Genomic DNA, 18,554 nt, shown 5'->3' on the forward strand with positions numbered 1-18,554 from the left:
GCGCCGTGCTGGCCGGGGTGCGCGCCGGCGAGGGCGCGGCGGGGGCGTGCGGGGCCGCCGGGGAGGTGGCTGCCGCGGTGGGCGCGGCCGTGCTGGGCGCGGCAGCCGCCGTCTGGGACATGTGCTGGGTGCCGCAGGCCATCACCGAGGCTCCGGCGATCGTCACCGCCAGGACGCCGAGCGTCCGGTTCGCGCGAGTCGTCAGTGCCACGGGGGTACCTCCTGGTGCCGTTCGGACGCATGCGCCGCATGCGTGGATCAGCACTCCACCGTAGGGGGCGCATCCCTCGCTGACCTCGGACTTTGGTCCGTCCTGAGGTCCTTTCCGGGCGGGACGTAGGTCCCCTTGGCATGGGCGTGGCGAGCCGCGAAAGCTTCCCGTCCAAAGCGATCCGGGGCGCGCACGATCGGTCACCCTTGCGCGCGCGGCATCACTGCGTGGACGACCTGCACCCTTGGCCATGGGTGGGGTCGGGCGTAGCGGCCCATCTCCCGTACCGGGCGGCCGATGTGACGGGCCGGACACCGCGCACGTGTTGCGCGGGCGGACCGGGCAGGTGATCGTTGCAGGCGGGGAAGTCCGGCCTGCACGAGCGTCCGTCAGTGGTCCAGACAGGGGTAACCGCATGACCAGTACACACTTCGACGTCGTCGTCCTGGGCGCGGGCCCCGGCGGGTACGTCGCGGCCATCAGGGCCGCCCAGCTGGGCCTGCGGACCGCGGTCGTCGAGGAGCGCTACTGGGGCGGCGTGTGCCTCAACGTCGGCTGCATCCCGTCCAAGGCGCTGCTGCGCAACGCCGAACTGGCCCACATCTTCACCAAGGAGGCCAAGACCTTCGGCATCCGGGTGAACGGCGAGGTCAGCTTCGACTACGGCGAGGCCTTCGCGCGCAGCCGCAAGGTGGCGGACGGCCGGGTCAAGGGCGTCCACTACCTGATGAAGAAGAACGACATCACCAAGTTCGACGGGCGCGGCACCTTCACCGACGACCACACCCTCCAGGTGGCCCTCAACGAGGGCGGCTCGCAGACCGTCACCTTCGACCACTGCATCATCGCCGCCGGGGCCACCACCCGGCTGCTGCCCGGTACGTCGCTCAGCGAGCGGGTCGTGACGTACGAGGAGCAGATCATGTCGGACACGCTCCCGCGGAGCGTCCTGATCGCGGGCGCGGGGGCCATCGGCGTCGAATTCGCCTACGTCCTGCACAACTTCGGGGTCAAGGTCACCCTCGTGGAGTTCCTCGACCGCGTGGTGCCGCTGGAGGACGAGGAGGTCTCGGCCGAACTGGCCCGCCGCTACAAGCGGATGGGCATCGACGTGCTGACCTCCACGCGGGTGGAGGCGATCAACGACTCCGGCGACCAGGTCAAGGTCATGGTCACCACGGGCGGCCAGCGGCAGACCCTCCAGGCCGACAAGGTGCTCCAGGCCATCGGCTTCCAGCCGCGCGTCTCGGGCTACGGCCTGGAGCAGACCGGGGTCCGGCTGACCGAGCGCGGCGCCATCGACATCGACGACCACTGCCGCACGAACGTGCCGCACATCTTCGCCATCGGCGACGTCACCGCCAAGCTGATGCTCGCCCACGCCGCCGAGGCCATGGGCATCGTCGCCGCCGAGACCATCGGCGACGCGGAGACCATGCCGCTGGACTACGTGATGATCCCGCGAGTCACCTTCTGCCAGCCGCAGATCGCCAGCTTCGGATGGACCGAGGCCCAGGCCCGCGAACGCGGCTTCGACGTCCGCGTCGCCAAGTTCCCCTTCTCCGCCAACGCCAAGGCCCACGGGCTCGGCGACTCCGGCGGCTTCGTCAAGCTCATCGCAGACGCCACCCACGGCGAACTCCTGGGCGGCCACCTCGTCGGCCCCGAAGTCACCGAGCTACTGCCGGAACTGACGCTCGCGCAGAAGTGGGACCTGACCGCCTACGAACTCGCCCGCAACGTCCACGGCCACCCCACCCTCGGCGAGGCGGTCCAGGAGGCGCTGCACGGCCTCGCGGGTCACATGATCAACATGTGACCCCGCGGCGTCAGCCGGACGCGGTCACGCGGCTGAGCACCGGCGGGTGGATGGCCCCCGCGGTGACGGAGAGCGGCATGCCGGTGCCGCCCCAGCGGAGGGCGACGATCTCGGCCGCGATGGACACCGCGACCTCCTCGGGCGTGCGCGCGCCGAGGTCGAGTCCGATGGGGGAGCGCAGGCGGGCCAGCGCCGCGGGGGAGACCGAGGTGTCGCGCAGGCGCTTGAGGCGGTCCTCGTGGGTGCGGCGGCTGCCCATGACCCCGATGTACGCGGCGGGGCGCGTCAGCGCCTCCTCCAGCAGCGGCACGTCGAACTTGGGGTCGTGGGTCAGGACGCAGACGACCGTGCGGTCGTCGGTGTCGGTGCCGCCCAGGTAACGGTGCGGCCAGTCGACCACGACCTCCACGCCCTCCGGGAACCGCCGGGGTGTCGCGAAGACCTTCCGCGCGTCGCACACCGTCACGCGGTAGCCGAGGAACAGCCCCATCCGCGCCACCGCGGCGGCGAAGTCGATCGCCCCGAAGACCAGCATGCGCGGCGGCGGGGCGAAGGCCTGCAGGAAGACGCTGACGGCGTCCTCGCGTCGCTCGCCGCGCGGGCCGTAGTGGCGCAGCCCGGTCACACCCTGGGCCAGTCCGCCGCGGGCGTCGTCGGTGACCGCCGCGTCCAGGCCCTCGGTGCCGAGGGTGCCGGCGACCGCGTCGGGCCACACGGCGAGCGCCGCGCCGCGCCGGGCGGGGCCGTCGAGCACGGTCGCGGTCACCACCGGCCGGTGGGCCGCCACGGAGGCGGCGACCGCGCCGAAGGCCGGATCGGTCGCGGGGGAGACCGGCCGGACGAGCAGGGTGAGCTCGCCGCCGCAGGTCAGCCCGACCTCGAAGGCGTCCGCGTCGCTGTAGCCGAAGGTCTGCACCCGGGCCTCGCCCGACTCCACGACCTCTTTGGCCAGTTCGAAGACCGCGCCCTCCACGCATCCGCCGGACACGCTGCCCACGACCTCGTCCCCCGGCCCGACCGCCATCGCCGCGCCCGGACCTCGCGGCGCGCTGCGGCTGACGTCGACGACCGTCGCCAGCCCGAAGGGGGTCCCCGTGGCGTACCAGCGCCCCAGCGCCGGGAGGATCTCGCGCACCGACGGCTCCTCTCACCCCATGTGTTCGCAATGTCTGATACGCGCAACTGTAGGTCGCCCCATGGGCGGGTGCACGGCGTCGGAATCATCGCGCGGGCCTCTTGCTCCGTGCCGGTTGTGGAGTAATGCTGATTACATGATTACGAGTGGGCAGATGGAGGCGCTGCGCGGCTGGCTCGCCGGACGGCTGCCCGAGGGACTGTTCGCCGAGCTCCTGGACGTGACCGTGGACCGCGAGGAGATCACGGTCGTCGGCCGCATCCCGGAGCCCGAGCTCGACGCGGAGGCGTCACAGGTGGAGCGCGAGGCGGCCCTGGACGGGCGCGTCGCGGAGTTCCGGGAGCGCACGCGCGACGACCGCGTCGGCGTCGCCCGCGAGGCCGAGCGGCGCTTCGGCCGCAAGGTCTCCTGGGGCGTGGAGTGCGGCGGCCGCCGCACGATGTACACCACGGTCTCCGCCCCCGTCATGACCCGGCTCCGCCAGCCGGAGCGGCAGGTGCTCGACACGCTCGTCGCGGCGGGCGTCGCGCGCAGCCGCAGCGATGCGCTGGCGTGGTGCGTGCGGCTGGTCGAGCGCAACGCGGACGCGTGGCTGGGGGAGTTGCGGGAGTCCCTGGAGCATGTGCGGCGCGTGCGGGCGCAAGGTCCTGACCAGTAGTTCGTCCGCGGCGCCGCTGTGGTTGCGGTGGGTTTTTTCCCCGCCCTCCCTCCCCCAGCCTTCGGCCGGGGGTGCCCCCAGCCCGGCGCGGTAAGTGCGGGCCCGCGCTCGGTTCGTGTGGGGGTCGGTGCCGCGCCGGGGTGCGCCCCCACCTCGGCGCTCGCGGGTTAGCCCCGCATCGTCCGGCATCGGACCCCGCGGTCTCCGCTCGTCGCTCCCCCAGCTACCGCTGGGGGAGGACCCCCCACACCCCCTCCCGGGTGGGTTGCGCGTCCTGACGGCCGGTGGGGGTGCTGTGGGCGGTGACGGCTGCGCCCCACGCCCCTGGATTGCGTTGTGCCAGCGGGCGGCCCCGGGCACGGTGCCGTCTCTACCCCCCTCCGGGGATCAGGCGCGAACACAGCGGAGGGGGCGGGGTCGTAGGGGTGGGTGTTCTGGACTGTGGAGCATATTTGGGTGCATGACCCGGGGTGATCAACAGATCGTGCCCGAGGCACCTAAATGTGCTGTCCAGAATGGCCGGCCCCGGAGGCCCCGCACCCGGCACCCCACGAAACGCGCGCCGGGGCGCCCAGACCTCGCCGGGCACACGGGCGGGAGGGCGGGGAAGAAACTGCGGCAACGGCCGTGCCACCCGCACGGACCGCTCCGCACACCACCGGCCGCAGCCCGCCCCGCCCCCGCGTCGCGTAGATTCGAAGGCGTGTTGCGCATCGAGGACGGCCGGACCGGCGGGACCGTGGAGCTGGAACCGGGCCGCCGGGCACCGCTGAGAGTCGTGGCCTGCCTGCCCCCCGGGGGCGGCCCGCAGGCCGCGCGGGTGATCGTGACGGCCGACGTGCTCGCGCGCACGGTCGAGTTCACAGGAGGCCAGGTGATGCTCGCCGTGGTCGAACCCTCCGGCGCGAACGGCGCCTCCGGCGCCAACGGAGCCACCGCCCTCGGTGCCGCCCCCGCGGCGATCCGCGCGGCGAGCGTCGCCGAGGCCCAGGAGGGCCTGGCCGGCCGGATCGCGGTGCGCGTCGTCGCCGTGGGCGACACGCTGGACCCCGGCGACGAGGGGGAAGGCGTGCGCATGGACGTCGGCCCGGTGACCGGGCAGCCGTCCCCAGGGCTGGACCTCCGGCTGGCGCTGCTCGGCCGGGGCCGCCGCGAGCCCCTGGAACTCGCGCCGCCGGAGCTCGACGCGGCCGCCGCGCGGCTGACCCGCTGGCGTCAGGCCGTCGCCCTGTGGGCGGAGGAGCCCTCGAAACCGATGTGCGCGCCGCACGTCGAGCGGATACGGACGGCGCTGTCGTCCGATCTCGACACCCCGGCCGTGCTCGACGTCCTCGAGGTCGTCGCGGCTCAGGCGGAACTGCCCCCCGGCTCACGGTTCGAGACCTTCGCGCACGTGGACCGGGTCCTGGGCCTGGAACTCACCCGCGAGGTCGGCGGGGTGCGGCCGTGAGCGGACGCCTCATCCTGCTGCGCCACGCCAAGTCCGCCTGGCCGCCGGACGTCCCCGACCACGACCGTCCGCTCGGCGCCCGCGGCCGCCGTGACGCACCGGCCGCCGGGCGCTGGCTGCGCGAGAACAAGCACATACCGGACCTCGTCGTCTGCTCCACCGCCGTGCGCACCCGGGAGACCTGGGAACTGGCCGCCGAGGCCCTCGCCCCCCGCGCGCAGTTCCCGGTCGCGTACGACGAACGGCTCTACGCCGCCACCGCCCGCGCCATGCTCGACGTGCTCCGCGAGACGCCCGACAGCGTCCGTACCGTCCTGCTCGTGGGCCACAACCCCGGCATTCAGGACCTCACCCTCCGCCTCGCGGGGGGCGCCGGCTCGGACGCCCTGCTCCGGGCCGCCGACAAGTTCCCGACCTCCGCGCTCGCGGTCCTCACCTCTGCCGCGCCCTGGTCCGCCCTCACTTCCGACGAGGCCCACCTCGACGACTTCGCCATCCCGCGCGGCTGAGAGGACCCACCCCGAAAGGATGTGCGCATGATCACATCGCGCGAGTGACGCGGCCCGGTGTGGGGCATCTCACACGGCGGTGTCAGGCGGCCGTCGCCGCCAGGGCCGCCGCGGTGGCGGCGGAGAGGCGGTCGAGATAGCGGGGGGAGAGGGGGGCGCGCAGGACGGCGAGGCGCCAGTAGAGGGGACCCGCGATGAGGTCCAGGGCGAGGTCGGCGTCGGTGCCCTGCGGAAGGTCGCCGCGGGCGACCGCGCTGTCGATGATGCCGGAGGCGATGCCCCGCTGGGTGTCCCGGAGCGCGGCGTGGAGGGCCGCGGCGATCTCGGGGTTGCGGGAGGCCTCCGCGAGCAGGTCGGGGATGATCTGGGAGGCCACGGGGTGCCGCAGCGCCCGGGCGGTGACTTCCAGCAGTACACGGATGTCGCCCAGGAGGGAACCCGTCGCGGGGGCGGGGACGCCGAGCGCGGCGACGGCGGAGACGACGTCGAGGACGAGCGGCAGCTTGGAGCGCCAGCGGCGGTAGACGGCCGCCTTCCCCACTCCGGCGCGGCGGGCGATGCCCTCGATGGACATGCGCCCGTAGCCGACCGCCGCCAGTTCCTCGAAGACCGCCGCACGGATGGCCTCCGTGACGTCGTCACGGAGCACGGCCGCCCCGGCGGGGGCGCGACGGGAGGGAGCGGTGTCCGATGCCATGTGCGGCAGCCTACGCGACGTCGCGACGGAACGGTTGCGTTCCAGCGCTCGTGTGGTCTAACGTCTCGATCACGACGGTACGGTGTCGTTCCGGTTCCGCTTCAGCGTAAACCCCCGCCCAGCACCCCCTCCCTCGAACCCCTCGAAAGAAAGCGCCGCCCCCGTGAGCCTTGACATCGAGTCCTCCTCCGCAGCCACCGCGCCGCCAGGCACTATGACGCTTCCCCCCGGTGAGCTGGCGGCCAAGTACGGCCTCACGGTCAGCGGAGCCAGGCCCGGCCTGGGCCAGTACGTCAAGCAGCTGTGGGGGCGCCGTCACTTCATCAGCTCGTTCGCCACGGCCCGTGTGTCGGCGCAGTACACCCAGGCCCGGCTGGGCCAGCTGTGGCAGGTGCTGACGCCGCTGCTCAACGCGGCCGTGTACTACCTGATCTTCGGCCTGCTGCTGGGCACCGACCGCGGTGTGGACAACTACATCGCGTTCCTCGTCACCGGCATCTTCGTCTACACCTTCACCCAGTCCTCGGTGATGGCCGGTGTCCGCGCGATCGCCGGCAACCTCGGCCTTGTGCGCGCCCTGCACTTCCCGCGCGCCAGTCTGCCGATCGCCCAGACGCTCATGCAGCTGCAGCAGCTCCTGATGTCGATGTTCGTGCTGCTCGCCATCGTGCTGATGACCGGCGAGGTGCCGAGGCCGTCGTGGCTGCTGGTGCTGCCGGCGCTGCTGCTGCAGTCGGTGTTCAACGCGGGGCTCGCGCTGGTCGTGGCGCGGATCGGCAGCAAGATGACCGACCTGGCGCAGCTGATGCCGTTCATCCTCCGCACGTGGATGTACACCTCCGGCGTGATGTACAGCATCGCCCACGTCGCGGCGCACGCCCCCTACGCGGTGAAGATACTGCTGGGTCTCAACCCGGCCGCCGTCTACATCGACCTGATGCGCTTCGCGCTGATCGACAGCTTCACCGCGGACCAGCTGCCGCCGCACGTGTGGCCGGTCGCGCTGGGCTGGGCCCTCGTGATGGGCGTGGGCGGTTTTGTGTACTTCTGGAAGGCAGAGGAGCGGTACGGCCGTGGCTGATGAGCGCATTCCCACCGTGATCGTGGACGACCTGCACATCGTCTACCGGGTGCACGGCGCCGGCGGCGGGCGGGGCAGTGCCGTCAACGCGCTGTCGCGCATCATCCGCCGCAAGGGCAACCCGAACGTACGTCAGGTGCACGCCGTGCGCGGTGTCAGCTTCACCGCGTACCGCGGCGAGTCGATCGGGCTGATCGGCTCGAACGGCTCGGGCAAGTCCACCCTCCTGAAGGCGGTGGCCGGCCTGCTTCCCGCGGAGAGCGGCAAGGTCTACACGCAGGGTCAGCCGTCGCTGCTCGGCGTCAACGCCGCGCTGATGAACGACCTGTCCGGCGAGCGCAACGTGATGCTCGGCGGCCTCGCGATGGGCATGACCCAGGACGAGGTGAAGCAGCGCTACGACGAGATCGTCGAGTTCTCCGGCATCAACGAGAAGGGCGACTTCATCTCCCTGCCGATGCGGACGTACTCCTCCGGCATGTCGGCCCGCCTCCGGTTCTCCATCGCGGCGGCCAAGTCGCACGACGTGCTGATGATCGACGAGGCGCTGGCCACCGGCGACAACAGCTTCCGCAAGCGCTCCGAGGCGCGGATCCGCGAGCTGCGCGAGGAAGCCGGAACGGTTTTCCTCGTCAGCCACAACAACAACGCGATCCGCGACACCTGCACCCGTGCCATCTGGCTGGAGCACGGCACCTTGCGCATGGACGGTCCGACCCCGGACGTGCTGAAGGCGTACGACGAGTTCACCAAGACCAAGTGACGCCGTCCGGCGAGAGCCGGACGGCGGTGCCAGACTGAGGGCGGAACCGGGAAGACGGCACGGGGGCAGCACGCCGTAGCGAAGGAGCGCTCGTCATGCTCACGACTCATTACGCCCACGGTGCCCCGAGCTGGCTCGACCTCGGGTGCCGTCATCCCGGCGCTTCCGCCGCGTTCTACTCCGGGCTCTTCGGCTGGGACATGCGGCCCCTGGGGCCGCAAGCGGGCGGCTACGGGTTCTTCCAGCTGGACGGGAGGACCGTGGCCGCCCTCGGTCCATCGGCCGGGGAGGGCACGTCCCCGTCCTGGACGCTGTACTTCCAGGCGGACGACGCCGACGCCACCGCCAAGGCCGTGGAGCAGGCGGGCGGTACGGTCCGCTTCGGGCCCTTCGACGTGTTCGCCAACGGGCGGACGGCGGGCTTCACCGATCCCGGCGGGGCGGAGTTCTCCGTCTGGCAGCCGCGCGAGACCCGGGGACTGGACGTGGTCACGGAACCCGGCAGCCTGTGCTGGGCGGAGCTGTTCGTGCCCGATCCCGCCGCGGCGATCGCCTTCTACGGTTCCGTCCTCGACTGGCAGGCGCAGGACGTCCCCTACGGCGACACCGGCTACACGCTGCTGTCCACCTCCGACCGGGGGCCCTCCGGCGGGGGCTCCACCCTCGGCGCCGTCGTGCGGATCACCGACGAGATGGCGGGGGCGGGCGTCGTCCCGCGCTGGCTGCCGTACTTCGAGGTCACCGACTGCGACGCGGTGGTCCGCGCGGCGGACCGGCTCGGCGGGACCGTGGTCATGGCCCCGCAGCACACCGAGGGCGTCGGGCGCTTCGCGCACCTGGCGGATCCGGGGGGTGCGGTGTTCGCCGTCATCACCAGCCAGCCGCCGCGGTCCTGACCGTCCCCGGGGCGGTACGCGAGGCGGAAACCGCAGGCCGGAGATGTTGTCAGACCCCCCTGCAAGACTCTGTGCGACCAGGGAAGCACCCTCCGTAGAAGGAGCACCCCATGCTCAGCACAGACTTCCTCCCCGGCGCGCCCAACTGGCTCGACCTGGGAGCGCCGGACAGCAAGGCCGCGGCCGCGTACTACGGCGAGGTGTTCGGCTGGCAGTACGTCTCGGCCGGACCGGACGCGGGCGGCTACGGCATGTTCAGGATCGGCGACAAGACCGTCGCCGGGATCGGCCCCGGCGACCCCGGCGCCGGCTCCGCCGCCTGGGAGCCGTACTTCTCGACCCAGGACGCCGAGGCCACCGCCAAGCTGGTGGAGCAGGCCGGCGGCACGGTCCGGCACCCGGCCATGGACGTCTTCGACAAGGGCCGCATGGCGGTCCTCGCCGACCCGGCCGGCGCGAACTTCTGCGTCTGGCAGCCCGGCGCCACCAAGGGCCTCGACCTCGTCAACGAGCCCGGCAGCCTGTACTGGACGGAGCTGTACACCACGGACGTGCCCGCGGCGCTCGGCTTCTACCGCACCGTCCTCGGCTGGAAGACCGACGACATGAGCAACCCGGGCTTCACCTACGTGGTGGTTTCCCCGGGCGCCGGCGACGACAACGCGGGCCACGGCGGCGTCGCGCTCCTGGAGGAGGCGCAGCTCGCCGCGGGCACCACCGCGCACTGGCTGCCGTACTTCACGGCGGCCGACGTCGACGCGACCGTGGCCAAGGCCGTGGCGGCCGGCGGCAGCCTGCGGGTGCCCGCGACGGACATGCCGGGTGTCGGCCGCTTCGCCCAGGTCGTCGACCCGCAGGGCGCGGTGTTCGCGGTCATCACGCCCGCGGCCGGCAGCGCGTTCTGAGGCCCGGGCCCGGCTACTCGGGCGGCGTCGGGGTGTCGTGCGCGGAGAACATGGCCTGGATGTCGAGCTCCAGCTTGATGGTCGGGCCGACCACCGCGATGCCCCGCGCCAGCATGTTCTGCCAGTTGAGGGTGTAGTCCTCGCGGTGCAGTTCGGCGGTGGCGAGGGCCGCGCAGCGCAGTTCCTCGCCGTAGCCACCGGTCGCCAGGCCCAGGTAGTTGGTGTCCAGGGAGACCGAGCGGCTGGTGCCGTGCATCGTCAGATGGCCCTGCACGGTCCACTTGTTGCCCGTGCGGTGCAGGAAGCGGTCACTGGCGAAGTGGATGGAGGGGTAGGCGGCGACGTCCAGGAAGTCCGCGGAGCGGAGGTGGTTGTCCCGGGTCCGGTTGCCGGTGTTGATGCTCGCGGCGTCGATGCTGATCTCGACCTGCGAGTCCTCCATGCGCTCGGCGACCCGGATGCCACCCTCGAAGCGGTCGAAGCGGCCGTGCACGTGGGCCATGCCGACGTGCTTGGCGATGAAGCGGATCGCCGTGTGCGGCGGGTCGAAGAGCCAGGTACCGGGAGGCGGCAGCTCCAGTCCGGGAGAGGGGACCAACTGGATTCTGCCGATGGGGGATTGCAGCCCCTCGGCTATCTCCACCGTCCCGCGGTAGGGCTGCAGGCTGTCCGCGGAGACGACAACGGTGTACTGCCCGGGCGGCAGCGTCGCGAGGAACGTCCCGTAGGGATCACTGGTCGCCTTCACCCGGACGCGTCCGCTGCCGAGTTCGGACACCGAGATGTCGGCCCCGTTCATGGGCTGGCCGAGAGGGTCGAGCACCTGACAGCTGATCAGTCCCGCGCCTCTGGCGATCGGCGGTGCGAGTACCGCCGCTTCCGTACCGTTGCGTGCCGAACGATGACGCCGAAAGAGTGCGATGGCCATGACTTCACCTTAGATGGCCGATCTCCGCAAGTGCGAATCGGCATTCCGGATTGCGCAACCCCCTGTCATTCGCGGGGTGCGGGGCCGTCCTGCTGGGCGGCGAGCCAGTGCCGGCGGCCCAGGTGGATGAGGAAGAGCTCCTTGCGGGCGGTGCGTTCGATGCGCTCCTCGTCCGCGGGATCGTCCGCGGGCGCCTCCATGAAGGCGATCGCGGTCATCAGCATGCGGTCCACGTAGAGTTCGGCCAGCATGCGCACGTCCTCGGTGCGCCAGCCCGCCGAAATGGGCTGTGCGGCAAGGGCGGTGGCCACTTCCGCGGCGAACTGATCCATCTCGGCCGCGATGGCCTCGCGGACCGCGGTGACGCCACCGTGGCGCTCGCGCGCCAGGAACCGGATGTGCGGCCGGTGCTCGCGCACATGGAGCGCGATCAGGCGCACGGTGCGGGCGATGACCTCCTCGGCGTCGTCCTGTTCGGCCATGATCGCCTGGATCATCGCGTGCAGGCTGCTCAGCGACTCGCCGACCAGGGCCACCCCGAGATCGCCCATGTCCCTGAAGTGGCGGTAGAAACCCGCGGGTGCGACGCCGACTTCGCGCGTGACGGCGCGCAGCCCCAGGCTGCTCAGGCTCTGGTTCTCCAGCAGGCGCAGGCCCGCGTCGAGAAGGGCCTGCCGGGTCTGCCGCTTCTGGGCCTCGCGGACCCCGAGGGTGTGACTCATGTCATCCAGTAAACAGCTGTTCGCCGAGTTTGGCGACACTAGACTACGGACTCAGTGAACAACTGTTATTCCAACTGTTCACTGAAGTGCCACCGCGCCACTGCGGCACGGCGCCGCTGTATCGCTCCGCCCGCCCGCGACAGGCGTCGCCACGGCATCGCAGTCATCGAGAAAGGCAGCGCCTCGTGACGTTCCTCGTCGCCCTGGTCGCCTTGGGGATCCTCCTGGGCACCGTCTCCTGCACCTCGTTCCCCGTCTTCCTCGCGGCCGCCGGCGCGATCACCGCCTGGCTGCTCGTCTTCTCGGTCCGCGAGCGCCTCGCACACCACCGCCACCGCTGACTCCACGTCTCCCAGGGGGGATTCGACCCATGGACTCCTACGCACCCGTACGTGAGCGCGACGCACGTTCCAAGGACGGCTCGGACGGCGCCGACGGCATGGCCGTCGCCTCGTTCGTCCTCGGACTGGTCGGCCTGCTCGCCTTCAACATCGTGCTCGGCCCGTTCGCCCTCGTACTCGGGGGCGTTGCCCTGGTGCGCGGCACCAAGCGCCCCGTACGGGCCCTGCTCGGCCTCGTCCTCGGCGCGGCGGACCTGATGGTGCTGGTCGTGCTGCTCACCATGAACAAGGGCCTGCTCCTGCCCTTCGGCTCCTGACGCCCGTAAGAGGCCCAGGCCCGGTCGTCGCATTCCCTCCCCCAGCGGTAGCTGGGGGACCCACGGCCCGCCCTCCGGGCGGCCGGCGCCCGTGTGACGACAGGGCCTCGTCTTCTAGCCGCGGGTCCAGCCGGTGGACGGCCAGTAGCCGTACTCCGGGCGGCCCTTGACGCCGCTGGTGCGGAACGGCCGCCCGCCGTCGTCGATGCGGACGGTGCCGGTGCGCCCGCCGGAGGTCCAGTCGGCCTCCAGGTACCAGTCGCAGTCGCAGCCCTGTGTCCGGGCGCCGACCCGAAGCACCAGCGGATCCTGGTCGGAGACCTGGTACGGCAGGCGGACCGCCGGGACGGCCTTCTCGCCGTCGAAACCGTCCTGGGGACGGGCGAGAGGGCGCGGGGCGTCGAGGTCGACGCTGTACACGGCGGGTGTGAGGGCACCCCCGCAGCCGTTGTCCATGGCGTACGAGGACCAGCGCAGCGGGCCGCGCCGCTCCACCACCCGCACGTGCAGGGCCTGCACCACCACCGGCGCCGGCGTACGGCCGCGCAGGGTGGCCTCGACGACGGTGGTGCCGCCGTGCACGGCGTCGAGGGCGCTCGCCCAGGCGCGGGCGTCCTGTTCGACGGGCGGCGGGGGGACGTCGGAGGGCGGACGGTCGATCAGATAGCGGTGGTCGCAACCGTTCTCCCACACGTGCGACCGGACGCTCCAGTTCAGCGGCCTGGCCGGGGCCGCCGGGGCGGAGCCGGTCGGCGTTCGCGTGAGGGAGGGCGAGTGTGACGGCCCGCCTGAGGGCGGTAAGTGAGAAGGAGCCGCCGCGGTGCCCGACGCGGAGGGCGACAACGACGGGCTGCCGCCGCGTTCCCCCTCCGGAGCCGGAGAAGAGGCGTGGGCACCGCCCGTCCCGCCCGTCGCCGGAGGCGCGGTGCGGGCCGCCGCGGGACGGCCGTCGCCGGTGGCGTCGGTCATCGCCAGCGCGGCGCCCGTCAGCACGAGTGCTGCCGCGGACACCACGACCGCCGGACGGGACAACCGCCGGCGCCAGGAACCGTGTCGCGCCGTTCCCCCGGCGGAGGGCGGCGGAGCGTCCACCGCCGGCTCCGGGACGGCCTCCGCCGGCACTTCGGGCACTTCCGGCACTTCGGGGGCTCCGAGCGCCTCGCCCGCGGGCTCCGCGCCGCCGCCCCGGTTGCCGGCCCGCCGCGCCGCGTCCGCCCGCACCCACCGGCGGTGCAGCTCGACCAGTTCCTCCGGCCCCGCGCCGCACAGCCGGGCCAGGCGCTCCACGACCGCGTAGTCCGCCGGAACGGCGTCGCCGTGGCAGTAGCGGTGCAGGGTGGACGTGCTGACGTGCAGCCGGTTCGCCAGCTGCCCGTAGCTCAGTCCCGACCGTTCCTTGAGGGCGCGCAGACACTCCGCGAACTGCCCGCTGCCCGCCGCCGTACCGGCCATCCCCGTGCCCCCGCCGTCGTCCCGCGTTCCCGGCGCCCGTTCCAGGGCGCTCCCGTCTGCCCAGGCCAGGGTACGCGGAACCGTTCCGGCGTCCCGGATGACGCGGTATCCGTTGCCCGGTCGCGACCGTTCCGCACAGGCTGGTGCACGTCAACCGCCGTCGCTCCGGCGCCGGCGGCACCCGACCGGAGACCACCATCACAGACAACGGGGACGCACCTTGTACCAGCGCACACTGACCCGCCGCGCCGTCGTGACGGCCGCAGTCGCCACCACCGCCCTGCTCGGCCTCGGGGCCGGGGCGGAGGCCGCCGCGCCCGCGCCCGCACCGAAGTTCCTGGCGGCCAAGGAACTGCCGCCGCACCCCTCTTCCCCCTGGTTCGCCAACCGGGTCACCCAGGGCCTGCCCGACTACCCGGTCTTCTGCCTGGAGCGCGTCCTGCCGTCCCGCGGCGCCGCGTACCGGGAGTTCGGCACCGAGTTCGACACCGGCGCCGTCCAGCTCACCTTCAAGGCGAAGAACACCCGGGCCGCCCGCGACCTGGCCACCCGGCTCCGCGCGTCCGTCCGCGGCTGCGCCACCCGGTTCGAGCGCCAGAACCCGACGGGCGAGGCCGACTGGAAGGACTACGGCTCGATCGGCGTCGAGAACGGCGCGCACGTCTACGGTGTGCACACCGCGCACCCCGACTCCGAGCACGGCGTCGCGCTGTACGGCATCGGGCGCGACGGCCGGACCGTGACCGTCGTGAAGTGGAGCCAGATCGGCACGCTCAAGCAGGCCCCGGTCACGGCCTTCAAGAAGACCACCAAGAGGGCCGTCGCCAAGCTCTACGGCTGACCCGGCCGGGGAGCGGCACGACGGCACACGGTACGCGGCGGCGGGGCCCCGGGGGGAGCCCCGCCGTCGGCGCGCCCACGGGGCCTCGCCCCGGTGCCCGTCGGCCCGGCAGCCGTCAGCGGCCATCCGCAGTAGCCGCGTCACCGATCCGGGCTGCGTCCGGCGCCCACCTGTGTCGGTTCCCGGGCCCACGGCCCCGGAGCTGCGACCATGCGTTCAACGGCCCTACCCGGCACGAGATCCCGATCTGCGCCGTGGCGGTCACGCACCGGTTCGGGCCGCCGCGTCGAATGGCAGGGGCTGATCACCATGAGGGTCGTCGTGCTCCTGGGCCTGGTGCTGACACTGGCCGGTGGCCTGGACTGGACCCGGCGCCGGTACCCGGTGGCCTTCTGGCTGCTGGTCGGCCTGCCGCTGACGTGGGGCCGGTTCCTGGCCACCTACGACTCCACGATGACCGCCTGCGGGCTGGCGCTGCCCCCGTCCCGGCTGCGGGCGTTCGCGGTGTGGGTCACGGGCCGCCGGCAGGCCCAGCCGGTCCCGCCGAAGATCCGCGGGGTCAGCGGTTCCCTCATCGGCATGCGGGTACGGCTGCGGCTCCCACCGGGACTGGAACCGGCCGACGTGGCGGCCGCCTCCAGCCGGCTGCGGCACGCCTGGGGCGTGCACGCGCTCAGCGTGGTCCCCGTCAAGCCCGGCGTGGTGGAACTGCGGATGACCGGCTACGACGTGCTGCGCGAGGTGCGCATGCCGCGCCGTCTCCCGTCCGGCCCGATGGTGGTCCCGGTCGCGCTGCGCGAGGACGGGACGACCTTCGTACGCGACTACCGGCGGATCCCGCACACGCTGACCCTGGGCGCGAACCAGTCGGGCAAGACGATGTACCAGCGCAACCTGATCATGAACCTGGCCAGGCTCCCGGTGGCCCTGGTCGGCATCGACTGCAAGCGCGGGGTGGAACAGGCCCCGTACGCGTGCCGCCTGTCGGCCCTGGCCACCGACCGCGAGCAGGCGGCCAAGCTGCTGGACGCGCTGGTGGCGGAGATGGAGGACCGCTTCGACCTGCTCAAGAACCAGCAGGGCGCGGCGCTCGACGAGCCCGAGGAGGAGGTCGCGTCGGACATCTGGGGGCTTCCCGCGTACCTGCGGCCCTTCCCGGTCGTGGTGCTGGTCGACGACGTCGCCGAACTGTTCCCCAACGCCACGACGATCGACGAGGAGACCCGCGACCGCATGGTCGCGAACCTGATCCGGCTGGCCCAGAGGGCGCGTCCGGTCGGCATCTACCTGGAGATCTGCGGGCAGCGCTTCGGGCCCGAGCTCGGCAAGGGCGCCGGCCTGCTCCGCGCCCAGCTCACCGGCCGGGTGGTGCACCGGGTCAGCAGGCAGACCGCCGAGATCGGCCTGGCCGACTTCGCGCCCGAGGCCATGGCGGCCGCGACGTCGATCGCCCCGGACCGGGCCGGCGTGGCGGTGGCCGGCGACGCCTCCGGCGGCTGGTCCCACATCCGTACCCCGCTGGTGTCGATCGCCGAGACCGCCGCGGTCTGCCGTGCGCACGCGCACCTGGTCCCCGACATCCCGGCCCTGGACCCCTTCCGGCCCTACGCCCCGGACGCGCAGGACCCGCCCGATCTCCCGACCCTGCCCCGGCCCCGCCCGGGTCCGCAGTAGCGGCCGATGGTGTGGTGCCGGGCCGTCCCCTTTGCGGTCCTGGCAGGATGACGGCATGGAACGTGTGCTGGGAATCGGCGGATACTTCCTGCGGGCCACCGACCCGGAGGCGCTGAGCGCGTGGTACCGCGACTGCCTGGGCCTGGACACCGACGAGCACGGCCTGTGGAGCCAGGAAGCCGGGGGGACGGTGTTCGCGACCTTCGAGTCCGGGACCGACTACTTCGGGTCCCCCGCCCAGCAGACCATGCTCAACTTCCGGGTCCGCGACCTGGAGGCGATGCTCGCGCAGTTGCGCGCCAAGGGAGCGGACGTGGCCCAGGAGACCGAGGACATGGAGGGGGTCGGCCGGTTCGGCTGGGTCACCGACCCCGAGGGCAACCGGATCGAGCTCTGGGAGCCCGCCTGACCGCGCCCGGCCGCGCCGCGGGAAATGGATTTGGTCCTGGGGCCGGCACCCCGTAGGGTGGTGTTCATCGACGCGGGGTGGAGCAGCTCGGTAGCTCGCTGGGCTCATAACCCAGAGGTCGCAGGTTCAAATCCTGTCCCCGCTACGGAAACGGAAGGCCCGGTGCGCAAGCACCGGGCCTTCCGCCATTCCCGATCTCCGTCTCTCGCGAGGTGCGCGCGGCGTCACCGCCTGCGCACGGGGTGGTACGGCGGTACGTCGGGCCCCGGCTGGTAGTGCGGGCCCTGCCGGATGTGGCGGACGACCACCACCAGGTCGGTCGCGGCGGCCAGCGCCAGCACGCCGAAGAAGATCGCCCAGCCCATCTGCCCGAGGACCGAGAAGATCACCGTGCCGGCGATCGCCCAGACCAGGCCGAAGGCGGCCAGCCCCAGTCTCAGCCGCAGCGCGCTGCGGGCCTGCAGGGGTTCGCTTCCGGTACGTCCCAGGTGCATGGAAACCACTCCTCACGGGAGACGTACCCCGCTACGCTCGTGTCATGACATGGCGACATTGATCCGCACGGAAGTCCCCGGAGTCCTTCCTCGCGCGCAGGCTGTACGCCTACGCGTTCCTCGAGGACCTCATCCCGCTCTACCCGGTGTACGCGGTGCTCTTCGCCGACTCCGGGCTGTCCGAGGCCGGGATCTCCTCGCTCTTCGCCCTCTGGTCGTTCACGGCGTTCGCGCTGGAAGTGCCGTCCGGGGTGTGGGCCGACCGCTTCTCGCGGCGTGCCCTGCTGTGTGTCGCGCCGTTGTTGACCGGAGCGGGCTTCGCCCTGTGGACCTTCCTGCCCGGCTACGCCTCCTTCGCGGCCGGATTCGTGCTGTGGGGCGCCGGTAGCGCGCTGCGGTCAGGGGCACTGCAGGCACTGGTCCACGAGGGGCTGACCGGGGCAGGCGCGTCCGATGCGTACGCACGTCTCATCGGCCGCTCCCAGGCCCTGGGCACCACGGCCGCGCTGGCGGCGACCGCCGCGGCCGGACCGCTGCTGGGGGCGGGCGGCTACCGGGCGGTGGGGCTGGCCAGCATCGCCGTGACGGTGCTCACCGCGCTCGCCGCACTCCGTCTGCCCGAGCGGCGCCGGGGAGCCGCGGAGGACGAACCGGGCTACGGCGCCCTGCTGCGCGACGCGCTGACCGAGGCCCGGCACGAGCCGGGGGTGGCGCGGATGCTCGCGGTGGTCTCGCTGCTGGCGGGCGCGGCCGCGCTGGACGAGTACGTGCCGCTGCTGGCGCGGGCCACCGGCGTCAGCGCGCCCCTCGTACCGGTGCTTGTGCTCCTGGTCACCGCGGGTGCCACCGCCGGCGGCTGGCTCGCCGGACGCGGCATGCGCTGGGCCCCGGCGGCCCCGGCGGCGGCCGGGCTGTGCCTTGCCGCGGGCGCGGGAACGGCGAGCGGTCACCCGGCCGGTCTGCTGGCCGTCGCGGTGGCGTTCGGGGTCTTCGACTGGGCGGGCTCCGCCGCCGACGCCCGCCTGCAGGAACTGCTCGGGGACCGCACCCGGGCCACCGTGACCTCCTTGGCGGGGCTGGGTTCGGAGGCCGCCGCGCTGCTGCTGTTCGGCCTCTGGGCGCTCGGCTCCGGCTGGGCCGGTCCCGCGCCGCTGTTCGCCGTGGCGGGGCTGCCGTTCCTGGCCGGGGCCCTGCTGCTGTGGCGGTGCAACATTTCCCGGCGTCCACGGCGTCAGTGAGGTGAAGGCGCGCC

At 72.7% G+C, this 18,554-nt stretch carries 21 protein-coding genes and 1 tRNA gene; 15 read left to right on the forward strand and 7 right to left on the reverse strand.

Going from position 1 to position 18,554, the window contains the following annotated elements; genetic code table 11:
• A partial coding sequence (locus tag PV364_RS02220; protein WP_415924519.1) for a hypothetical protein occupies positions 1–211 on the reverse strand: 211 nt, incomplete at its 3' end.
• Between the two features lie 415 nt (positions 212–626).
• Here PV364_RS02220 and lpdA point away from each other — a divergent pair.
• Positions 627–2,030, forward strand: a complete 1,404-nt coding sequence (gene lpdA, locus PV364_RS02225) for a dihydrolipoyl dehydrogenase (protein ID WP_319657858.1) — start codon at positions 627–629, stop codon at positions 2,028–2,030.
• A gap of 10 nt (positions 2,031–2,040) precedes the next feature.
• On the opposite strand, the gene PV364_RS02230 is transcribed toward lpdA, so the two are convergent.
• Entirely contained in the window at positions 2,041–3,165 is a 1,125-nt protein-coding gene (locus PV364_RS02230) for an XdhC/CoxI family protein (protein ID WP_319657859.1), read from the reverse strand.
• A gap of 136 nt (positions 3,166–3,301) precedes the next feature.
• Here PV364_RS02230 and PV364_RS02235 point away from each other — a divergent pair, with 136 nt between their 5' ends.
• The 3 genes from PV364_RS02235 (at position 3,302) to PV364_RS02245 (ending at position 5,782) form a co-directional block, all read left to right on the forward strand.
• Positions 3,302–3,823 carry a hypothetical protein gene (locus tag PV364_RS02235; protein WP_319657860.1) on the forward strand — a complete coding sequence of 174 codons (522 nt, stop codon included), beginning with the start codon at positions 3,302–3,304 and terminating at the stop codon, positions 3,821–3,823.
• 703 nt (positions 3,824–4,526) lie between these two features.
• The gene (locus PV364_RS02240; RefSeq protein ID WP_319657861.1) at positions 4,527–5,273 is read left to right on the forward strand and encodes a hypothetical protein; all 747 of its coding nucleotides are present in this window, start codon (positions 4,527–4,529) and stop codon (positions 5,271–5,273) included.
• Positions 5,270–5,782 (forward strand): histidine phosphatase family protein, encoded by a 513-nt coding sequence (locus PV364_RS02245; protein ID WP_319657862.1) that lies wholly within the window; start codon positions 5,270–5,272, stop codon positions 5,780–5,782. The genes PV364_RS02240 and PV364_RS02245 overlap by 4 nt, the downstream gene beginning before the upstream one ends.
• Before the next feature lie 82 nt (positions 5,783–5,864).
• Here the strand turns inward: PV364_RS02245 and PV364_RS02250 are convergent, their stop codons facing one another.
• Complete coding sequence (locus PV364_RS02250) at positions 5,865–6,479, reverse strand: TetR/AcrR family transcriptional regulator (protein WP_319657863.1); 615 nt, start codon at positions 6,477–6,479, stop codon at positions 5,865–5,867.
• Between the two features lie 214 nt (positions 6,480–6,693).
• Between PV364_RS02250 and PV364_RS02255 the strand changes: the two genes are divergently transcribed.
• The 4 genes from PV364_RS02255 to PV364_RS02270 all read left to right on the forward strand — a co-directional run bounded on the left by PV364_RS02255 (position 6,694) and on the right by PV364_RS02270 (position 10,124).
• Positions 6,694–7,560 carry an ABC transporter permease gene (locus tag PV364_RS02255; RefSeq protein ID WP_319658339.1) on the forward strand — a complete coding sequence of 289 codons (867 nt, stop codon included), beginning with the start codon at positions 6,694–6,696 and terminating at the stop codon, positions 7,558–7,560.
• A complete protein-coding gene (locus PV364_RS02260) occupies positions 7,553–8,323 on the forward strand; it encodes an ABC transporter ATP-binding protein (RefSeq protein ID WP_319657864.1) in 771 nt (256 codons plus the stop codon). Before PV364_RS02255 ends, PV364_RS02260 begins: the two co-directional genes overlap by 8 nt.
• A gap of 95 nt (positions 8,324–8,418) precedes the next feature.
• Positions 8,419–9,219, forward strand: a complete 801-nt coding sequence (locus PV364_RS02265; protein WP_319657865.1) for a VOC family protein — start codon at positions 8,419–8,421, stop codon at positions 9,217–9,219.
• Positions 9,220–9,329: 110 nt separating this feature from the next.
• Positions 9,330–10,124 carry a VOC family protein gene (locus tag PV364_RS02270; RefSeq protein ID WP_319657866.1) on the forward strand — a complete coding sequence of 265 codons (795 nt, stop codon included), beginning with the start codon at positions 9,330–9,332 and terminating at the stop codon, positions 10,122–10,124.
• Between the two features lie 13 nt (positions 10,125–10,137).
• Here PV364_RS02270 and PV364_RS02275 read toward each other — a convergent pair whose 3' ends face one another.
• Both PV364_RS02275 and PV364_RS02280 read right to left on the reverse strand, forming a co-directional pair.
• Complete coding sequence (locus tag PV364_RS02275; RefSeq protein WP_319657867.1) at positions 10,138–11,052, reverse strand: YceI family protein; 915 nt, start codon at positions 11,050–11,052, stop codon at positions 10,138–10,140.
• A gap of 65 nt (positions 11,053–11,117) precedes the next feature.
• Complete coding sequence (locus PV364_RS02280; protein WP_319657868.1) at positions 11,118–11,774, reverse strand: TetR family transcriptional regulator; 657 nt, start codon at positions 11,772–11,774, stop codon at positions 11,118–11,120.
• 185 nt (positions 11,775–11,959) lie between these two features.
• Between PV364_RS02280 and PV364_RS02285 the strand changes: the two genes are divergently transcribed.
• Complete coding sequence (locus PV364_RS02285; RefSeq protein ID WP_319657869.1) at positions 11,960–12,115, forward strand: hypothetical protein; 156 nt, start codon at positions 11,960–11,962, stop codon at positions 12,113–12,115.
• Between the two features lie 29 nt (positions 12,116–12,144).
• Positions 12,145–12,432 carry a DUF4190 domain-containing protein gene (locus PV364_RS02290; protein ID WP_319657870.1) on the forward strand — a complete coding sequence of 96 codons (288 nt, stop codon included), beginning with the start codon at positions 12,145–12,147 and terminating at the stop codon, positions 12,430–12,432.
• Between the two features lie 114 nt (positions 12,433–12,546).
• Here PV364_RS02290 and PV364_RS02295 read toward each other — a convergent pair whose 3' ends face one another.
• Entirely contained in the window at positions 12,547–13,884 is a 1,338-nt protein-coding gene (locus tag PV364_RS02295; protein ID WP_319657871.1) for a helix-turn-helix transcriptional regulator, read from the reverse strand.
• 220 nt (positions 13,885–14,104) lie between these two features.
• Here PV364_RS02295 and PV364_RS02300 point away from each other — a divergent pair, with 220 nt between their 5' ends.
• The 4 genes from PV364_RS02300 (at position 14,105) to PV364_RS02315 (ending at position 16,953) form a co-directional block, all read left to right on the forward strand.
• Entirely contained in the window at positions 14,105–14,725 is a 621-nt protein-coding gene (locus PV364_RS02300) for a hypothetical protein (protein ID WP_319657872.1), read from the forward strand.
• A 309-nt stretch (positions 14,726–15,034) separates the two neighbouring features.
• Complete coding sequence (locus PV364_RS02305) at positions 15,035–16,399, forward strand: FtsK/SpoIIIE domain-containing protein (RefSeq protein ID WP_319657873.1); 1,365 nt, start codon at positions 15,035–15,037, stop codon at positions 16,397–16,399.
• A gap of 55 nt (positions 16,400–16,454) precedes the next feature.
• Positions 16,455–16,808, forward strand: a complete 354-nt coding sequence (locus tag PV364_RS02310) for a VOC family protein (protein WP_319657874.1) — start codon at positions 16,455–16,457, stop codon at positions 16,806–16,808.
• A gap of 71 nt (positions 16,809–16,879) precedes the next feature.
• Positions 16,880–16,953: transfer RNA gene (locus PV364_RS02315), tRNA-Met, on the forward strand.
• A gap of 79 nt (positions 16,954–17,032) precedes the next feature.
• Here PV364_RS02315 and PV364_RS02320 read toward each other — a convergent pair.
• Complete coding sequence (locus tag PV364_RS02320; protein WP_319657875.1) at positions 17,033–17,302, reverse strand: DUF6343 family protein; 270 nt, start codon at positions 17,300–17,302, stop codon at positions 17,033–17,035.
• A 146-nt stretch (positions 17,303–17,448) separates the two neighbouring features.
• Here PV364_RS02320 and PV364_RS02325 point away from each other — a divergent pair, with 146 nt between their 5' ends.
• A complete protein-coding gene (locus tag PV364_RS02325) occupies positions 17,449–18,540 on the forward strand; it encodes an MFS transporter (protein WP_319657876.1) in 1,092 nt (363 codons plus the stop codon).
• Positions 18,541–18,554: the final 14 nt, after the last annotated feature.

The organism is Streptomyces sp. MI02-7b (assembly GCF_033793585.1).
Lineage (GTDB): Bacteria > Actinomycetota > Actinomycetes > Streptomycetales > Streptomycetaceae > Actinacidiphila.